The organism is Streptomyces sp. NPDC052036 (assembly GCF_040680495.1).
In the GTDB taxonomy this organism is placed as follows: Bacteria; Actinomycetota; Actinomycetes; order Streptomycetales; family Streptomycetaceae; genus Streptomyces.
Window position 1 is genome coordinate 855,454 of sequence record NZ_JBFAWW010000001.1, and the last position, 19,344, is coordinate 874,797.

Here is a 19,344-nt window from a genome sequence, read left to right on the forward strand (position 1 = left end):
GCGCACCAGCGGCACACAGGCGCACTGGACCCAGCGCATGCCCCGGGCATCTGTCGCACACGGCGCACCCCGCGCACACCCTCCCCCGCGCCCGGCCCCACCACACGAGTCCGGTGCCCCTCGCGACCCGGCCCGCTCACCCGTTCGCCTGACCTGTTCGCCTCCCCTGTCCGCCTCACCCGTTCTCCGCCTGGAACATCCAGTGGTGCTTCTCCAGGTCCGCGGTGATGTCGAGGAAGATGTCCTGGCTCACGGGGTCCGGCGCGGCGGTCGCCCGCACCCGCTCCCGCATGCGTGCGATCACCGCGCCGAGCGCGGAGACGAGCGTGCCGACAGCGTCCGTGTCCTTGACCCAGCCCTGCGGGACCGCACCGATGCCGCTGCCCCGGGCGACGGTCTCGGCGCGCCCGTCCGGCGGGACGCCGAGTGCCGAGGACCGTTCCGCCACGGTGTCCGAGTGGAGGCGCGCACTGTCGACCACCTCGTCGAGCTGGAGGTGGACGGAGCGGAAGCGCGGCCCGATCACGTTCCAGTGGACCTGCTTGGCCGCGAGGGAGAGGTCCACCAGATCGATCAAGGCCCCCTGCAGGGCCTCGGAGACGATCTTGAGGTCCGTGTCGGACAGCGGGCTCTTCACGACGTACATCGACATCCTCCGCAAGCGTGCGTACGGCCCCGAGCGCCCTTCCACGATGACCGCACCCCACCGGCCCGGCAAACGGGACCGCACGCCCGCCGGCCCGGGAACCCGACGGCCACGAGGACCACAGCCCCGGGCGCACAAAGGATCACGGCCCATCGCACGAAGGATCACGCCCCGGACATACGAAAGCCCCGGCCGCCCCCTCCAGGTCTCCTGGAGGGGCCCCGGCCGGGGCTCTCGTACGCTTCGGTGCCGTGCGCACCCCTCCGCGGGGTGTCAGGCGGCGACCACGTCCACCGCTTCGCTGGGCGCCTTGATCGTGACCCGTTCCGGTGGGACACCGGTGACGGACACGGAATTGAGCATGGGCCGACGCACCGGCGCGGGCACCGGCTCGGTGGCCGCTGCCGACTGTGCCAGCTCGGCGAGCGCGAGCTCGTCGCTCACTTCCCGCATGAGCTCGGACATCCGTACGTCCAGCGCGTCGCAGATCGCGGAGAGCAGTTCGGAGGACGCCTCCTTCTGCCCCCGCTCCACCTCGGAGAGATAGCCGAGCGAAACTCGGGCGGACGAGGAGACTTCGCGCAGAGTACGGCCCTGGCGCTGGCGCTGCCGACGCAGCACGTCACCCAGCAGGCGACGGAGCAGAATCATCGGTGGCTCCCTCCTCGGACCGCGTAACCGCATCCTTCACGCCCCACCGTACCGCCTTGCGCCGCGGCCGTGCGGGGAGCGCTGTTGTGTTCACTCAGGGCTGCAAACATCAAGTCCCCCCGTTCTGTTCCGTATCCTGTGCCCGCTCATTCCCGGTCTGTTCGCCCGCAAGCTCCTCGAGAAGCAGTGCGAGTACGCTCCGTACACTCTCCATACGGATTTCCGCACGGCTGCCGTTCAACCGCAGCGCTGCCACTTTCCCGCCACCGAGTTCGTCGGAAACTCTTTCGAGTGGCCCGTCCACGGCCACGAACACCGTGCCCACCGGCCGGCCGTCCTGGGGATCGGGCCCGGCCACACCGGTCGTCGCGAGTCCCCAGTCCGCACCGAGCGCCTTGCGCACACCGGCCGCCATCTGGGCCGCGACCTGCGGATCCACCGCTCCCCGCTCGGCCAGCAGAGTGCCGTCCACGCCCAGGACGTCCCGCTTCAGATCGGTGGCATAGGCGGTCACCGACCCACGGAAGGCCTGGGAGGCGCCGGCCACCGCCGTGATCTCCGCGGCCACCAGGCCGCCGGTGAGCGACTCGGCGACGGCGAGCGTCTCGCCTCTCACGTTCAGTAGTCGCAGCACTTCGGCGGCCAGGGATGTCAACGTTGCGCCTCCTCGGCCGCGGCACGGCGCTCGGCGATGCCGCGCCTGCGCAGCACAATGGCCTGTCGTACATAGTCGAGCCCGGTGACCACGGTCAGGACGAGCGCCGCGGCCATCACCCAGAACCTCAGGGTCGCCAGCCACCCCGTGAGCGCCAGAACGTACATCCCCACGGCGACACCCTGGGTCAGCGTCTTCAGCTTGCCGCCCCGGCTGGCCGGTATCACGCCGTAGCGGATGACCAGGAAGCGCAGCAGGGTGATGCCCAGCTCACGCCCGAGGATCACACCCGTCACCCACCACGGCAGGTCGCCGAGCCACGACAGACAGATGAGGGCCGCGCCCATGATCGCCTTGTCGGCGATGGGGTCGGCGATCTTCCCGAAGTCGGTGACGAGGTTGTACGTGCGCGCCAGATGACCGTCGAACAGATCGGTGATCATGGCGATGGCGAAGGCCGCCCAGGCGAGCGAGCGCCACGCCGGGTCGTATCCGCCGCCCGCCAGCATCAGCGCGACGAAGCCCGGTACCAGGACCAGGCGGAGCATCGTCAGCAGATTGGCGACGTTCCAGACGCTGGCCTGGTTGACCGCGGCGGCCGTCAGCTTGCCGCCCCGCGGCGGCCGTGCCTCGTCGTCCGGGGTGCCGGAGGAACCGGGCGTGTCCGGGCTGCTCCGGGCCGACCGGGCGGCCGGGGTGCCGGAAGGTCCCTTGCCCGCCTTGGGGCCGGACATCGCCGCGGTGCCGGGGGTGCCCGGCGCGGACGCCGCGCCCCGCGGGCGGGAGGAGCCGCCCGCCGCGGATGCCGGGATTCCGGTCATCTGCCCGCCTCCTCAGGACACCCGAGCGAGCCCGCGAGCGGCTCGGCCACCAGGTCGACACCCTCCGTACCAACCACCTTCGCCTCGACCATACGGCCCACGCTCAGGCCTTCGCTCCCGGTGAACAGCACCTGGCCATCCGTCTCGGGCGCCTGGTGCGCGGCGCGGCCGTAGGCCCCCTCCTCCGCGTCCACCGACTCCACGAGCACATGGACGCTCTGGCCGACGCGCTCCTCGGCGCGCTGCGAGACCAGCTCCTCGGCAAGGCGGGAGATATGGGCCAGCCGCTCGGCGACGACGTCCTCGTCGAGCTTGTCGTCGTACGTCGCGGCCTCCGTGCCCTCCTCGTCGGAGTAGCCGAAGACACCGATCGCGTCCAGCCGGGCGCCGTTCAGGAAGCGCTCCAGTTCGGCCAGGTCGGACTCGGTCTCGCCGGGGAAGCCCACGATGAAGTTGGAGCGCACACCGGCTTCCGGCGCCTTGCTTCTGATGGTGTCCAGCAGCTCCAGGAAGCGGTCGGTGTCGCCGAAGCGCCGCATCGCGCGCAGCACACCGGGCGCGGAGTGCTGGAAGGACAGGTCGAAGTAGGGCACGACCTTGGGGGTCGAGGTGAGCACGTCGATCAGGCCGGGCCGCATCTCGGCCGGCTGGAGGTAGCTGACGCGGACCCGCTCGACGCCGTCCACCTCGGCGAGCTCGGGCAGCAGGGACTCCAGGAGACGGATGTCACCGAGGTCCTTGCCGTAGGACGTGTTGTTCTCGGAGACCAGCATGATCTCCTTGACGCCCTGCTCGGCCAGCCAGCGTGTCTCGTTCAGCACATCGCTCGGGCGACGCGAGATGAACGAGCCACGGAAGGACGGGATGGCGCAGAAGGAGCAGCGCCGGTCGCAGCCCGAGGCGAGCTTGACCGAGGCCACCGGGGAGCCGTCCAGCCGGCGGCGCAGCGGCGCACGGGGGCCCGAGGCCGGGGCGACGCCCTCCGGGAGGTCGGCCGGACCGTGACCCGGCAGCGCGACGGCCGCGGCGGACTCCTGCCGCTCCGCCGGAGTGATCGGCAGCAGCTTGCGCCGGTCGCGCGGGGCGTGGGAGGCGTGGATGCCGCCGTTCAGGATGGTCTGGAGGCGGTCCGAGATGTTCGCGTAGTCGTCGAAACCGAGCACGCCGTCGGCCTCGGGGAGGGCCTCGGCGAGCTCCTTGCCGTACCGCTCGGCCATGCAGCCCACCGCCACGACGGCCTGGGTTCTGCCATGTCCCTTGAGGTCGTTGGCCTCCAGAAGGGCATCGACGGAGTCCTTCTTCGCGGCCTCGACGAAGCCGCACGTGTTCACGACGGCGACATCCGCGTGCTCGGCGTCCTCTACGAGCTCCCAGCCGTCCGCCTCCAAACGGCCTGCGAGCTCCTCCGAGTCCACCTCGTTACGGGCGCAGCCAAGAGTGACGAGTGCGACGGTACGGCGTTCAGACATGGGCTCAAGACTACTTCGTCCCGCTGACAGCCCACGTCGACGGGGTTGGCCGATCTTGGCCAACCCCGTGTGTCCGTGCCCCTTGCGTACCGCTCGGTCACCGCCCGGGCGCCGCGGCCGTCCGTCACCCGGTGACGGGGTCGCCCTTCGTGTAGGTCAGGCGCTCGACCTGGCCGGACTGGAAGTCGTCCTGGATCTTCTTGCCGTTGACGTAGAGCTGGATGGCGCCCGCGTCGCCGAGTACCAGGTCGATCTTCTCCTTGTCCTGGAAGGTCTGCGAGTCGCCCTGCTTGAGCAGCCCGTCGAAGAGGGTGCGGCCGTTGTGGTCCTTGGCGGAGATCCAGCTGCGGCCGTCGGCGGCGCTGACCTGCACGGTCACCTTGTCACGGGGCGCGGCGGCGATCGCGCTGTCGGACGGTTCGGGCTTCGGGGCGGCGGGCTTGCTGCTCTTGGGCACGGCCGAGGCGGCCTTGCCGGTGCCGGCCTGGGGACCCTTGGCGACCGGCGTCTTGGCGCTCTCCCCGCTGTCACCGCCCTTGACCAGGGTGAAGCCGACGAAGCCGATCACCGCGACGATCGCCGCGACCATGGCCGCGGTCCAGTTGGGCCCCCGGCGCTCGGGGCGGATGCGTTCCGCCTCGAAGAGCGGGGCCGCCGGGGTCGGAGCGGGGCGTCCGCCGTGCTCGGCGGCGTACTGCTCCAGCAGGGGTGCGGGGTCGAGATGCACAGCTCGCGCAAGCGTGCGGAGGTGACCGCGGGCGTAGACATCGCCGCCGCACGGCGCGAAGTCGTCCTGTTCGATCGCGTGGACGATCGTGGTGCGGACCCGGGTGGCACTGCTGACGTCGTCGACGGTCAGCCCGGCCGCGATACGCGCCTGCTGCAGGGCTCGGCCGATCGAGGGGCGATCGGACGCGGAGGCGTCCTCACGGGCGTCGTCACGGGCGTCGTCGAAGGGAGGTACGTCCTCAGGGGAGTTTCCGTCTGGGGAGTTGCCGATGGACACGGGGGCGCCTTTCGAGCGTGTAGCCACCTGTGCTGGAAGTTCAGTCTAGGGGGGGTACGAAAGGGTGGGGCAACCGGGCGGTACGACTTTGTACGCCATCTGAATGGCCGGTCATCCTGATGGTGGGACATATTGCTGTCGTCTTGCTCAAGTTGACGTGCGCGGCAGTGGAACGGTTGCTCACGGATCACTTACGAGTGGGTCACGGTCGGATGCCGGGCGCGTCGCCGGGGGTGCCGGTGGCGCGCCCGGCCGGCCCGCTCGTGCGGCGCTTCCGGGAACGTCCGATCCCTACGGTTGAGACTCCCCGCGAATGAGGGCGAGCACTCCGTCCAGTTCGTCGGGTTTCACCAGGACGTCCCGGGCCTTGGATCCCTCGCTGGGACCGACGATGTTCCGCGACTCCATGAGGTCCATCAGGCGGCCGGCCTTGGCGAAGCCGACGCGCAGCTTGCGCTGGAGCATCGAGGTGGATCCGAACTGCGTGGAGACGACCAGTTCGGCCGCCTGGCACAGCAGATCGAGATCGTCGCCGATGTCCTCGTCGATCTCCTTCTTCTGCTTGCCGCCGACCGCGACGTCCTCCCGGAAGACGGGCGCCATCTGGTCCTTGCAGTGCCGGACGATCGCCGCGACCTCCTCCTCGGTCACGAACGCGCCCTGCATACGGGTCGGTTTGTTCGCGCCCATCGGCAGGAAGAGCCCGTCGCCCTTGCCGATCAGCTTCTCGGCGCCGGGCTGGTCGAGGATGACGCGCGAGTCGGCCAGGGAGGAGGTGGCGAAGGCCAGCCGGGAGGGCACGTTCGCCTTGATCAGACCGGTGACGACGTCCACGGAAGGCCGCTGGGTGGCGAGCACCAGATGGATGCCCGCCGCGCGCGCGAGCTGCGTGATGCGCACGATCGCGTCCTCGACGTCGCGCGGTGCGACCATCATCAGGTCGGCCAGCTCGTCGACGATCACCAGCAGATACGGGTACGGCTGCAGTTCACGCTCGCTGCCCTCGGGCGGTTTGATCTTGCCCTTGCGGATCGCCTCGTTGAAGTCGTCGATGTGCCGGAAGCCGTACGCCGCGAGGTCGTCGTAGCGCAGGTCCATCTCCCGTACGACCCACTGGAGCGCCTCGGCGGCCCGCTTGGGGTTGGTGATGATCGGCGTGATCAGGTGCGGAATGCCCTCGTACGCGGTCAGCTCGACGCGCTTGGGGTCGACGAGGACCATGCGCACGTCCTCGGGGGTCGCCCGCATCATGATCGAGGTGATCAGGCAGTTGATGCACGACGACTTGCCGGAACCGGTGGCGCCGGCGACGAGGATGTGCGGCATCTTCGCGATGTTCGCCATCACGTACCCGCCCTCGACGTCCTTGCCGAGCGCGACCAGCATGGGGTGGTCGTCCTCGGCGGCCGCCGCGAGCCGGAGCACGTCACCGAGGTTGACCATCTCCCGGTCGGTGTTGGGGATCTCGATGCCCACCGCGGACTTGCCGGGAATCGGGCTGATGATCCGGACATCGGGGCTGGCGACGGCGTACGCGATGTTCTTGGTGAGCGCGGTGATCCGCTCGACCTTCACGGCGGGGCCCAGCTCCACCTCGTAGCGGGTGACCGTCGGGCCCCGGGTGAAGCCGGTGACGGCCGCGTCGACCTTGAACTCGGTGAAGACGTTCGTGAGCGAGGCGACCACCGCGTCGTTGGCGGCGCTGCGCGCCTTGCCCGGCCCGCCGCGCTCGAGGAGGTCCAGAGAGGGCAGGGAGTAGGTGATGTCGCCGGAGAGCTGAAGCTGCTCGGCACGCGGCGGCAGATCGCGGACTTCCTGCGGTGCCGCCTTGGTGAGGTCGGGCACCGCCTTGTCGGCCGGGAGCCTGTCCTGCTGGGGCCGTGCGCCCGGCACGGGCGTCGGCGTCGTCGGCTCGCGGTCCTGGGTGCCGACCCCCTGGGTGAGGTCGGCGACGAGCGGTGACGGCGGCATCCCGTGCAGGACGGCGCCGTCCAGGGCGGCAGCGGCGGCCGCCGCGACGTCCACGGCGTCCATCTCCCGGCCCAGGGCGGGCTGCTGCACGGCGGGGCGCCGGGAGCGGCCGCGCCGTCGGGCGATCGCCTCCTCCTCGGCCCCGTCCGGGTCGTAGGGCCCCTCGGCGGATCCCCGCCGGCGGGAGCGGGGCAGCGCCTCGCGCCACTGCTCGTCGTACCGCTCGTCGTCCTCGCTGCTGAAGCCGTCGCGGTCGTCGTCCGAGGCGTGCAGAAGACCCAGCTTCACGCCCATCAGCCGCAGCCGCTGCGGAATGGCGGTGACGGGCGTGGCGGTGACGACGAGCAGCCCGAAGAAGGTGAGCAGGACGAGCAGCGCCACCGCGAGGGCATCACCCATGGTGTACGTGAGCGGAGTGGCCGCGGCCCAGCCGATGAGTCCGCCGGCGTCCCTTATCGCCTGCATGCCGTCGCTGCGCGCCGGGCCGCCGCAGGCGATGTGCACCTGGCCGAGCACTCCGATGACGAGCGCGGACAGGCCGATGACGATACGGCCGTTGGCCTCCGGCCGCTCCGGATGCAGGATCAGGCGCACGGCGACCGCGCCGAGCAGTATCGGCACGAGCAGGTCGAGCCGTCCGAAGGCGCCGGTGACCAGCATCTCGACGAGGTCGCCCACGGGGCCGCGCAGACTGGCCCAGGTGCCCGCGGCGACGATCAGTGACAGACCGAGCAGCAGGAGCGCGAGGCCGTCCTTGCGGTGCGCCGGGTCGAGCCCCTTCGCGCCCCGCCCCAGACCGCGGAACATCGCTCCGACGGCGTGCGCGAGGCCGAGCCAGAGGGCACGTACGAGCCGGTACACGCCCGCGGTCGGGCTGGGCGCCGGTGCGGGAGCCGGCCTCTTCGCCGCGGCTTTCCTGGGGGATGCCTTCTTGGCGGCGGCTTTCTTCGCGGGTGCCTTCTTCGCCGGAGCCTGCCTCGGAGCAGCCGCCTTCTTCGCGGGCGACTTCTTGGCTGCGGGACGTGAGGCCATGAGTGTGAGATTACCGGTGGAGACGACAGGGGACACGCGTGGCCACTGCTTCACCCGTTCGTGTCGCTTCGGGAGAGGCGCTGAACTGACGCGGACTCAATCGGGCTGCGCCGCTTGGCGGAGAAGCGCGCCGCACCGGCCGGCCCGCGGTGGGAGCCCGGGACGGCGTCGCTTGTCGCGAGGTGCGGCCACCGGGCCGTCCGGCCGGCGCGCCTGCACCCCGGCCGGAACAGGACGTCAGTTCTGGGACGGCACCGGCGGGGTGCCGCTGCCCGTGCCCGGTTCCAGTGCGTCCAGGGCGCGGCGCAGCCCGGTGAGCTTGCGCTCCAGATGAGCCGCCGTCGCCACCGCTGCCGCGTCCGCCGACTCGTCGTCCAGCTGCTTGGACAGCGCCTCGGCCTGCTCCTCCACCGCCGCGAGCCGTGCGGACAGCTCGGCCAGCAGCCCGGCCGGCTCCTTGCTCTCCCCGGCCGCGGACTTGCCGCCGCCCTCCAGCTGCAACCGCAACAGGGCCGCCTGCTCGCGCAACTGGCAGTTCTTCATGTACAGCTCGACGAACACCGAGACCTTCGCCCGCAGCACCCACGGGTCGAACGGCTTGGAGATGTAGTCCACCGCCCCCGCCGCGTATCCCCGGAAGGTGTGGTGCGGGCCGTGGTTGATGGCGGTCAGGAAGATGATCGGGATGTCACGCGTCCGCTCCCGCCGCTTGATGTGCGCCGCGGTCTCGAATCCGTCCATACCCGGCATCTGAACGTCCAGCAGAATGACCGCGAAGTCGTCCGTCAGCAGTGCCTTGAGCGCTTCCTCCCCGGACGATGCCCTGACCAGCGTCTGATCGAGCGCGGAGAGGATGGCCTCCAGCGCCAGCAGATTCTCCGGCCGGTCATCGACCAGGAGGATCTTGGCCTTCTGCACCATGGCCCGCCCTCCTCGCCCCGGCGTGGGGCCTCCCCTGTCCTCAGGACTCGGAGTGACGCCGCCCGACGCCACCCCAGGGGACGACTCCCTTGCGCCGCCCGTCCTTGTGCCGGTCATCGTAGCCGCACCCCGCCCGTCACCACACCCTGTCACCGCGATGTCACTGTGCACGTAGCAGAAACGCAGCAGGAGACCAGAAGGTTCCCCCCGCACCCCACTTCTACACGGCCCGGGCCGCACTCGGTCGGCAACTCCGCGTGAACATTCAGGGCCCCTTCACCGCATCCGCATTCACATCACTGCACACGCATCCACTGTTCCATCACGGACAGTAGGTGATCGGGGTCGACCGGCTTGGTCACATAGTCCGAGGCGCCCGACTCGATGGCCTTCTCACGGTCGCCCTTCATCGCCTTCGCCGTCAACGCGATGATCGGCAGCCCCGCGAACTGAGGCATCCGCCGGATCGCCGTGGTCGTGGCGTAGCCGTCCATCTCCGGCATCATGATGTCCATTAGGACCACCGCGACATCGTCGTGCTGTTCCAGCACCTCGATGCCCTCCCGGCCGTTCTCGGCGTACAGCACCGACAGACCGTGCTGCTCCAGGACGCTCGTGAGCGCGAAGACGTTGCGGATGTCATCGTCGACGATCAGCACCTTCTCGCTGTCGAACCGTACACCCTGCCGCGGCCGCGGCCCCTCCTGCTGCTCCCCGGCCCACTGCTCCTGCCCCCCGCCGACACCGCGCTGCACGCCCGCGGAGACCGCCCTGCGCCGGCGCCGGAAGAGCGCCGCCGGCCCGTTCTGGGTCTCCTGGTACGACTTCACCTCGGCCGGGGTCTCGATGTCCGGCGCGGACAACTCCGCCTCGGACGCCAGCAGCTCGTCGGCCTCCATGGCGGGCGCGAGCTGCGAGTAGCCCTGCGGCGGCAGTTCGCTCGGGTGCAGCGGCAGATACAGCGTGAACGTCGAGCCGCGTCCAGGCTCGCTCTGCGCGTGGATCTCACCGCCGAGCAGCCGCGCGATCTCACGCGAGATGGACAACCCGAGCCCCGTACCACCGTACTTGCGGCTCGTCGTGCCGTCCGCCTGCTTGAACGCCTCGAAGATCACCCGCATCTTGCTGGCCGCGATACCGATGCCGGTGTCGGCCACCGAGAACGCGATCAGATCAGCGTCCGGGTCCCGCAGCGAGCCGGCCTCCAGCAACTGCTCCCGGATGGACATCGGCACATCGCCGCCCGCCGGACGGATGACCAGCTCGACGGCCCCCGTGTCGGTGAACTTCACCGCGTTGGACAGCAGGTTGCGCAGCACCTGCAACAGACGCTGCTCGTCGGTGTGCAGCGTGGCGGGCAGCTCCGGCGACACCCGTACGGAGAAGTCGAGTCCCTTCTCCGCGGTCAGCGGCCGGAATGTGGCTTCCACGTAGTCGACGAGCTGCACGAGCGCGATACGCGTCGGGGAGACGTCCATCTTGCCCGCCTCGACCTTCGACAGGTCCAGGATGTCGTTGATCAGCTGGAGCAGGTCGGAACCGGCGCCGTGGATGGTCTCCGCGAACTCCACCTGCTTCGGCGAGAGGTTGCCCTCGGCGTTGTCGGCGAGCAGCTTGGCCAGGATCAGCAGGGAGTTCAGCGGCGTCCGCAGCTCGTGCGACATGTTGGCCAGGAACTCGCTCTTGTAGCGCATGGAGACCGCGAGCTGCTCGGCGCGTTCCTCCAGGACCTGCCGCGCCTCCTCGATCTCGGTGTTCTTGACCTCGATGTCCCGGTTCTGCTGGGCCAGCAGCTCGGCCTTGTCCTCCAGTTCGGCGTTGGACGCCTGGAGGGCCTTCTGCCGCTGCTCCAACTCCTCCGACCGCAGCCTCAGTTGCTCGGTCAGCTCCTGCGACTGCTTGAGCAGCACCTCGGTCTTGGTGTTGACGGAGATGGTGTTGACGCTCGTCGCGATCATCTCGGCGATCTGGTTGAGGAAGTCCCGCTGGATCTGCGTGAACGGGGTGAAGGACGCCAGCTCGATGACGCCGAGCACCTTCCCCTCGAACAGCACCGGGAGGACGATCACCTGCGCGGGGGGCGCGTCGCCGAGCCCGGAGGAGATCTTCAGATAGCCGCTCGGCGCGTTCTCCACGAGGATCGTGCGCTTCTCCTGCGCGGCCGTCCCGATGAGCGCCTCACCCGGCCGGAACGACGTCGGCATGGAGCCCATGGAGTAGCCGTACGACCCCAGCATCCGCAGTTCGTACTGGTCGTCCGCGTCGGCGCCCCGGCCCTGGCCGTCCACCAGCTGCATCGCCAGGAAGAACGCGCCGTGCTGCGCGGAGACCACCGGCGTCAGCTCGCTCATGATCAGCGACGCCACGTCCTCCAGATCACGACGGCCCTGCATCAGAGCGGAGATACGGGCCAGGTTGCCCTTGAGCCAGTCCTGCTCCTTGTTGGCGATCGTGGTGTCGCGCAGGTTGGCGATCATCTTGTTGATGTAGTCCTGGAGCTCCTGGATCTCGCCCGAGGCATCCACATCGATCTTCAGATTGAGATCGCCACGGGTCACCGCGGTCGCCACGCGCGCGATGGCACGCACCTGACGGGTCAGGTTCCCGGCCATCTCGTTCACCGACTCGGTCAGGTCGCGCCAGGTGCCGTCGACGTCCCGGACCCGCGCCTGGCCGCCGAGCTGCCCCTCCGTACCCACCTCACGGGCCACCCGGGTGACCTCCTCGGCGAAGGAGGAGAGCTGGTCGACCATCGTGTTGATGGTGGTCTTCAGCTCGAGGATCTCGCCGCGGGCGTCGATGTCGATCTTCTTGGTCAGGTCACCCTTGGCGATGGCCGTGGTCACCATCGCGATGTTGCGCACCTGACCGGTCAGGTTGGACGCCATCTGGTTCACGGACTCGGTGAGGTCCTTCCACGTGCCGGCCACACCCGGCACGTGCGCCTGACCGCCGAGGATGCCGTCCGTGCCCACCTCACGGGCCACCTTGGTGACCTGGTCGGCGAACGAACTCAGCGTCTTCACCATGGTGTTGAAGGTGTCGGCGAGCTGCGCGACCTCGCCACGCGCCTCGATCGTCACCGTCCGCGTCAGGTCGCCGTTGGCGACGGCCGCCGCGACCTGGGAGATGTTGCGCACCTGCATGGTCAGGTTGTTGGCCATGAGGTTGACGTTGTCGCTGAGGTCCTTCCAGATGCCCGTGACACCGGGGACATGCGCCTGGCCGCCGAGGATGCCCTCGGTGCCCACCTCGCGGGCCACCCGCGTCACCTGCTCGGCGAAGGACGACAGCTGGTCCACCATCGTGTTCACGGTGGTGACCAGTTCGAGGATCTCGCCCTTGGCGTCGACGGTGATCTTCTTCGACAGATCGCCCTTGGCGACCGCGGTGGTGACCTCCGCGATGTTGCGCACCTGGATGGTCAGGTTGTTCGCCATGAAGTTCACGGACTGCGTGAGGTCCTTCCAGGTGCCGGAGACACCCTGGACCTCGGCCTGGCCGCCGAGGATGCCCTCGGTGCCCACCTCGCGGGCCACCCGTGTCACCTGCTCGGCGAAGTTGGAGAGCTGGTCCACCATCGTGTTGATGGTGTTCTTCAGCTCCAGGATCTCGCCGCGCGCGTCCACGTCGATCTTCTGCGACAGATCACCCCGCGCCACCGCCGTGGCGACCTGCGCGATGTTACGGACCTGGGTGGTGAGGTTGCCGGCCATGCCGTTCACCGAGTCGGTCAGGTCCCGCCACACACCGGCCACGCCCGGCACCTGCGCCTGACCGCCGAGCCGGCCCTCCGTACCCACCTCACGGGCCACCCGCGTCACCTGCTCGGCGAACGCGGAGAGCTGGTCCACCAGGTTGTTGATGGTGTTCTTCAGCTCCAGGATCTCGCCGCGCGCGTCCACGTCGATCTTCTGCGACAGGTCACCCCGCGCCACCGCCGTCGTCACCTGGGCGATCTGCCTCACCTGAGAGGTGAGGTTGCCCGCCATGAAATTGACGGAGTCGGTGAGTTCCTTCCAGGTGCCCGACACGCCCGGCACCACGGCCTGGCCGCCCAGCCGGCCCTCCGTGCCCACGTCCCGCGCCATCCGCGTCACCTGGTCGGCGAACGCGGACAGCTGATCCACCATCGTGTTCACGGTGTTCTTCAGCTGGAGCATTTCACCGGAGACGTCCACGGTGACCTTCTGCGACAGATCACCGTTGGCCACCGCCGTCGTCACCTGGGCGATGTTGCGGACCTGACCGGTGAGGTTGCGGAACGCCGTGTTGACGGAGTCCGTGAGGTCCTTCCACGCTCCGGCCGCACCCGTCACCTGGGCCTGACCGCCCAGCTCACCCTCGACGCCGATCTCCCGCGCCACCCGGGTGACCTCGGCACCGAACCCGGAGAGCTGGTCCACCATCCCGTTGACGGTGTTCTTCAGCTCCAGCATCTCGCCGGCCACGTCCACGGTGACCTTCTGCGACAGATCACCGCTCGCCACGGCTGTCGTCACGGCGGCGATGTCCCGCACCTGAGTGGTCAGATTCCGGAAGACCGTGTTCACCGAATCGGTGAGGTCCTTCCACGTACCCGCCGCACCGGGCACATTCGCCTGCCCGCCGAGCCGCCCCTCGGCACCCACCTCGTTGGCCACCCGGGTGACCTCGTCCGCGAAGGTGCGCAGCGTCTCGGTCATCTGGTTGATCGTCTCGGCGAGCTGCGCCATCTCGCCGCGCGCCGACACGGTCACCTTCTGCGACAGGTCACCGTTGGCGACCGCCGTCGTCACCTGCGCGATACCGCGCACCTGGGCGGTCAGATTGCCCGCCATCAGGTTCACCGAATCGGTGAGGTCCTTCCACACACCCGACACGCCCGGCACCTGGGCCTGACCGCCCAGCTCACCCTCGGTACCGACCTCCCGGGCGACCCGGGTGACCTCGGAGGAGAAGGACGCGAGCTGGTCCACCATCGTGTTGACGGTGTTCTTCAGCTCCAGCATCTCGCCGGCCACGTGCACCGTGACCTTGCGCGACAGATCACCCTTCGCGACCGCCGTCGTCACCAGGGCGATGTCCCGCACCTGCGCGGTCAGCCGGTACGCCATCGTATTGACCGAATCCGTGAGGTCCTTCCACGAACCGGACATACCGCGCACCCGGGCCTGACCGCCCAGCTTGCCCTCGGTGCCCACCTCACTGGCCACCCGGGTGACCTCGTCGGTGAACGTCGACAGCTGGTCGACCAGGTTGTTGACCGTACGACCGACCTTCAGGAACTCCCCGCGCAGCGGATGCCCCGTGCCCTCCGGTCCCGGCGTCCGCAGCTCCATGCGCGGCGACAGATCGCCCTCGGCGACCGCCGACAGCACCCGGCTCACCTCGGAGACGGGCCGTACGAGATCGTCCACGAGAGCGTTGGACGCGTCGATCGCACTCGCCCAGGAACCCTCGCAGGCGCCCGTCTCCAGCCGCTCCGTGAGCTTGCCCTCACGCCCGACCATGCGGCGCACCCGGGCCAGCTCGCCGGTCAGATGGAGATTCCGGTCCGCCACCTCGTTGAAGACGGCGGCGATCTCGGCCATCACTCCGTCGCCGGAGACCGTCAGCCGCTTCCGGAAATTGCCGTCCCTCATCGACGCGAGAGCCGCCAGCAACCGGTTCAGGGCCGCCGTGTCCACCGCGGTGGTTCCGTTGCGCGCCGAGCGCTGGTTGCTCAGGGACTGTCCGCCTTTCGCGCGCGCCTTAGTGCCCCGCGTCGCTGCGCCAGACTCCACTGTGTCCCTCCCGCAGGGGTCGACCTTCACTGCTGTGCTCAGAGGTACTGCTCGACGTACCGGTTGCTCGTGCGTCAGCGTGCCCGTTCCACCGGGTACGCGCGGTGCTCCTGCCCGGCCTGGCAGAAGACACTCGGCCTGCCCGGACCTCTATAGGAAGCTTGCCCAGTGTTTCACCATGCCTGAACCAGGCCATAACAGTTCGGCAGCTTCGCACATGCTCCGCACACCCTCCGGACGTAAACACCGGCAACCGGCATCCGCATGGACGGCGAAGGTAAGTAACCTTGCATGCGGCTGTCCAGCCGCGCCGGTGCGACCGGCCTGGGCGGTGGCACGAGCACGAGCGGGCAGGCATCGGAGGGGCACCGCACCATGACCACCGGACTGCGTCCCGGGGGAAACCCCCAGGATCCCCGGCAGAGGGGGAACCAGCCGCTGCCCCGGCAGGAGGGGGTCGGCCCGGACGCCCCGCACGTCGAGAACAGGACAGGGAGATCTGTGATCACCGCGCGCGCGGCCGCAAGCTTCGACCCCGTCGGACGATCGGTGGCGACCGCCCGGTCCTTCGTCCGCGACACCCTCCAGGGCTGGGGCTTCGCGGACATCGTCGACGACGCCGTGGTCCTCACCAGCGAGCTCGTCACGAACGCCGTCGTGCACGCGGGCACCGCCGCGGAGGTCCTGTGCCTGCGCAGCGACGACGGCGTACGCATCGAGGTCTCCGACCGGTATCCCGAACGTGAGATCCCGCTCCAGTCGAGCGCCGTGAACATGGGCAGCCCCGACCGGGAGGGCGGCCGCGGCCTCCAGCTCTGTGCCGCCCTCGCGGACCGCTGGGGCGTCGAGTACACCCCCACCCACAAACAGGTCTGGTTCCGGCTCGACCTCCCCGAACGTCCGGTGGGCACGCGCGCGGCGGGCCCCGCGCTCCCCGCGGACCTCCTGCCGCTCGCCGACGGCCGGGTCCGGGTCGCGGTCGTCCAGATCGACCGCACGGGCACCATCACCGCCTGGAACGAGGACGCGGACGATCTCTTCGGATACGCGGCCGAGCAGGTCACCGGCAAACCGCTCACCGACCTCGCCGCCTGGCCGCACACCCCCGGCACCGGCACCGGGATCGCCGAGGCCCTCCGGCTCTCCCGCTGGGAGGGAAGCTACGGCATCCGCGGCGCCGATGGCCGAGTGATCCCCGTATACGCCTCTCACCTTCGCGTACGCGACACGGCAGGCGAGCCCTCCACGGTCTGCCTGCTGGTGCGCGACCACGAGCGGGCCGTGCTGCAGACCCCCCTGCGCGGGCCCGCCACCGACACGGCGACTGCCCAGGACGGCCAGGTCCCGGACCCCTTCGAGGTCTTCATCGGCTCTCCCGCCCCCGACGACCTCGACGGCCTCCTGCAGCGCACGGTGGAGCGCGCCCGCGACATGCTCGACGGCGACGCCGCCTTCCTCCTGCTGGCCACCGACGACGAGACGGAGCTGGAGGTGCGCGCCTCGACCGGCCTGCCCTCCGCCCGCCAGCGCTTCGCCCGCGTCCCGGTCGACGCGGGCCCCGGCCGCTACGGCTCGGCGCGTATGCCCGCCGTTCACGACGACCTGGCCGCCGTGCCGGGCGCGGTGCCCCTGCTGGGCGGCACAGGCATGCGTTCCGTGGTGACGGTCCCGCTGAAGGTGGAGGGCCGGCTGACCGGCTCCCTCGGCGTCGCGGCCGAGTCGCCCTCCCGGTACTCGAACGAGGAGGCGCTGCGTCTCCAGTTCGCGGCCGACCGCATCGCGCTGGCCGTGGAGTCGGCCCGCCTCGGTGAGCTGGAGCGGCTGCGCCGCGGCTCGCTGAGCTTCCTCGTCGAGGCCTCCGATCTCCTCGCGGGCACTCTGGACCGGAACCAGACACTGGCGCTCATGGCCCAGATGACCATCCCGACGCTGGCCTCCTGGTGCGCGGTGTACACGATCGCCGACCAGGTGTCGGAGCCGTATCTGTCCTATGTCCTGCACGAGGACGAGGAGCGCATCGACGGCCTCAAGGCACTCCTGTCGAAGATCGCCCCGCCGGAACCCATCCCCACGCCGGGCGCCCGGGTCTGGACGGCCCCTGCCGAGGTGGCCCACCAGGCAGCACTGCGCACCTCCATGCGCAGCCTCGGCCTGCCCGAGCTGCCCGCGGTCAGTTCGGGCGTCGGTACCACGCTGGCGACGGCCGCGACGGTCGGCGGCGAGACGGTCGTCCTCCCTCTCGTGGCCCGCAACCGGGTCATCGGCATGCTGACACTGGGCAAGCCGACCGACGAACACTTCCGCCAGGAGATCCTGGAACTGGCCGAGGACCTCAGCCGCCGGGCCGCCCTGGCCCTGGACAACGCCCGGCTGTACTCGGAGCGCACGGCCATCAGCCAGTCCCTCCAGCGCAGCCTGCTCCCGCCTGAGCTCCCGGACATCGACGGAGTCGAGGTCGAGGTGATCTACCGCGCGGCCGGCGAGGGCAACGAGGTGGGCGGCGACTTCTACGACCTGTTCCCGATCCGCGACGGCGCCTACGGCTTCGCCATCGGCGACGTGTGCGGTACGGGCCCGGAGGCGGCCGCGGTCACCGGCCTGGCCCGGCACGCCCTGCGCCTGCTGGCCCGCGAGGGCTTCGGCGGGCCGGCCGTGCTGGAGCGCCTGAACTCCGCGATCCTCGACGAGGGCGCCCGCAGCCGCTTCCTGACCCTGCTCTACGGCGAGCTGTGGCCGCAGGAGGACGGCAGCGCCGTACTGAGGGTGGTCTGCGCCGGCCACCCGCTCCCGCTCCGGCTGCGCCAGGACGGCTCGGTGGAGCCGGCCGCCGAACCGCAGCCGCTCCTCGGCGTCATGGAGGACCTGGAGCTGTACGAGCAGACGGTGACGCTCGACCCCGGGGACGTCCTGCTGTGCGTCACGGACGGTGTCACGGAACGCCGCGAGGGCACCCGTATGTTGGGCGACGACGGCCTCGCGGAGGTCCTCACGACCTGCACAGGCCTCACCGCCGGCGCGGTCGCGGCCCGCATCATGCGCGCGGTCGAACGCTTCGCCTCGGACGCCCCGTCGGACGACATGGCGATTCTGGCGATGCGGGTGCCGGGCCTTCTGAAGGACTGACTGGCGAGGAACGCCCGGGCTCCCGGCCCCAGTCGGGAGAGCCGGGCGGGCCGGATCCGGGACATGAAGAAGGCCCCGCCCTGATGGGCGAGGCCTTTTCTCGGAGCCCCCAAACGGAATCGAACCGTTGACCTTCTCCTTACCATGGAGACGCTCTACCGACTGAGCTATAGGGGCCTGTCGCCTTTTCGAGGTTCCCCTCGCGGCAACGGAATAGATCGTACCCCGAACTTGCGTGTGTTCCCAAACGCGAGAGGCGGGCTCAGAAGGCGGGTTGCAGCAGCCCGCCCAGGGCGTTGCACGCCGAGACGATCCGGTTCATCTCACGCTTCGTCAGCGAGGCGTCCACGGGCAGCGAGAGCGTCTCGTCGGCGGCCCGCTCGGTCTCGGGCAGACACACGTCCCGCCGGAATCCCGGCATGCGGTGGACGGGGGTCTTCACGGGGACCCGGCACTCGACTCCTCTGGCCTGTACGGCTCGTGCGAAGGCATCACGGTCCGGCCGGCCGTTGCCCGGCACCCGCACGACGTACTGCTGGTAGGTGTGGCCGCCGCTGCCATCGGGCGTCCGCACGCCGCGCAGCCGCCGGTCCAGGTACGCCGCCCGCTCACGACGCTGGGCCACCTCGGCGTACGGCGTCTCGGACTCCCCCTGTTCCAGCACCAGGAGCCCGTGCTGCTGCCCGACCTCGTGCAGTCGCGCCACGTCGGCGGGACGGCCGAAGCGGTGCACGACGACGACGGCGGCGGTCTGCGGGCTCACCGCGGCCTCGACGGCGAAGGGGTCAAGGCAGTACGTCACCGGGTCTATGTCGGCGAACACCGGGGTCGCGCCCGCCAGGGTCACGGCCTCGGCAAGCTCGATGTTCCCGAAGGCCGGCACGATGACCTCGTCACCGCGGCCGATGCCCGCGGCCCTGAGCATTCCTGCAGTACTCATGGCTCGGATGCTCGTCCGGCAAAGTGAACGCAAAGTGACGGGCAACGCAAAAGAGCAGGTCCCCGAACCGAAGTTCGGGGACCCGCTCTGAAGAATTGTTCGGCGGCGTCCTACTCTCCCACAGGGTCCCCCCTGCAGTACCATCGGCGCTGTAAGGCTTAGCTTCCGGGTTCGAAATGTAACCGGGCGTTTCCCTCACGCTATGACCACCGAAACACTATGAAACACACAACCCGACACACCACCAACCAGTGGCGGGATTGTTCGTGGTTTCAGAACCAACACAGTGGACGCGAGCAACTGAGGACAAGCCCTCGGCCTATTAGTACCGGTCACCTCCACAC

General features: G+C 69.8%; 11 protein-coding genes, 1 tRNA gene and 1 rRNA gene. 1 reads left to right on the forward strand and 12 read right to left on the reverse strand.

Annotated features, from left to right (window positions below; translation table 11 throughout):
* Positions 1–175: 175 nt before the first annotated feature.
* From AB0L95_RS03960 to AB0L95_RS04000, 9 genes are all read right to left on the reverse strand, one after another.
* Positions 176–646, reverse strand: coding sequence for a DNA starvation/stationary phase protection protein (locus AB0L95_RS03960; protein ID WP_365156528.1), 471 nt, complete (start codon positions 644–646; stop codon positions 176–178).
* A 273-nt stretch (positions 647–919) separates the two neighbouring features.
* Positions 920–1,297, reverse strand: a complete 378-nt coding sequence (locus AB0L95_RS03965) for a helix-turn-helix transcriptional regulator (RefSeq protein ID WP_311691687.1) — start codon at positions 1,295–1,297, stop codon at positions 920–922.
* 109 nt (positions 1,298–1,406) lie between these two features.
* Positions 1,407–1,952: a CinA family protein gene (locus tag AB0L95_RS03970; RefSeq protein WP_365156385.1), complete on the reverse strand. Its 546-nt coding sequence runs from the start codon at positions 1,950–1,952 to the stop codon at positions 1,407–1,409.
* Positions 1,949–2,773: a CDP-diacylglycerol--glycerol-3-phosphate 3-phosphatidyltransferase gene (pgsA, locus tag AB0L95_RS03975; protein ID WP_365156388.1), complete on the reverse strand. Its 825-nt coding sequence runs from the start codon at positions 2,771–2,773 to the stop codon at positions 1,949–1,951. Before pgsA ends, AB0L95_RS03970 begins: the two co-directional genes overlap by 4 nt.
* Positions 2,770–4,242, reverse strand: a complete 1,473-nt coding sequence (rimO, locus tag AB0L95_RS03980) for a 30S ribosomal protein S12 methylthiotransferase RimO (protein ID WP_365156391.1) — start codon at positions 4,240–4,242, stop codon at positions 2,770–2,772. The genes pgsA and rimO overlap by 4 nt, the downstream gene beginning before the upstream one ends.
* 124 nt (positions 4,243–4,366) lie before the next feature.
* Positions 4,367–5,248, reverse strand: coding sequence for a RodZ domain-containing protein (locus AB0L95_RS03985; protein WP_365156394.1), 882 nt, complete (start codon positions 5,246–5,248; stop codon positions 4,367–4,369).
* Positions 5,249–5,539: 291 nt separating this feature from the next.
* Positions 5,540–8,287, reverse strand: a complete 2,748-nt coding sequence (locus AB0L95_RS03990; protein WP_365156397.1) for a DNA translocase FtsK — start codon at positions 8,285–8,287, stop codon at positions 5,540–5,542.
* Positions 8,288–8,488: 201 nt separating this feature from the next.
* Positions 8,489–9,172, reverse strand: a complete 684-nt coding sequence (locus AB0L95_RS03995; protein ID WP_365156400.1) for a response regulator — start codon at positions 9,170–9,172, stop codon at positions 8,489–8,491.
* Positions 9,173–9,468: 296 nt separating this feature from the next.
* On the reverse strand, positions 9,469–14,937 hold the full coding sequence (locus AB0L95_RS04000; RefSeq protein ID WP_365156404.1) for a HAMP domain-containing protein: 5,469 nt from the start codon (positions 14,935–14,937) through the stop codon (positions 9,469–9,471).
* Between the two features lie 375 nt (positions 14,938–15,312).
* Here AB0L95_RS04000 and AB0L95_RS04005 point away from each other — a divergent pair, with 375 nt between their 5' ends.
* Positions 15,313–18,060: a SpoIIE family protein phosphatase gene (locus AB0L95_RS04005; protein WP_365156531.1), complete on the forward strand. Its 2,748-nt coding sequence runs from the start codon at positions 15,313–15,315 to the stop codon at positions 18,058–18,060.
* Between the two features lie 104 nt (positions 18,061–18,164).
* Here the strand turns inward: AB0L95_RS04005 and AB0L95_RS04010 are convergent.
* The 3 genes from AB0L95_RS04010 to rrf form a co-directional block, all read right to left on the reverse strand.
* Positions 18,165–18,237 (reverse strand) — tRNA-Thr (locus AB0L95_RS04010).
* 85 nt (positions 18,238–18,322) lie between these two features.
* Entirely contained in the window at positions 18,323–18,985 is a 663-nt protein-coding gene (locus AB0L95_RS04015) for a DegT/DnrJ/EryC1/StrS family aminotransferase (protein ID WP_365156533.1), read from the reverse strand.
* A gap of 112 nt (positions 18,986–19,097) precedes the next feature.
* Positions 19,098–19,214: ribosomal RNA gene (gene rrf / locus AB0L95_RS04020) — 5S ribosomal RNA — on the reverse strand.
* Positions 19,215–19,344 lie beyond the last annotated feature (130 nt).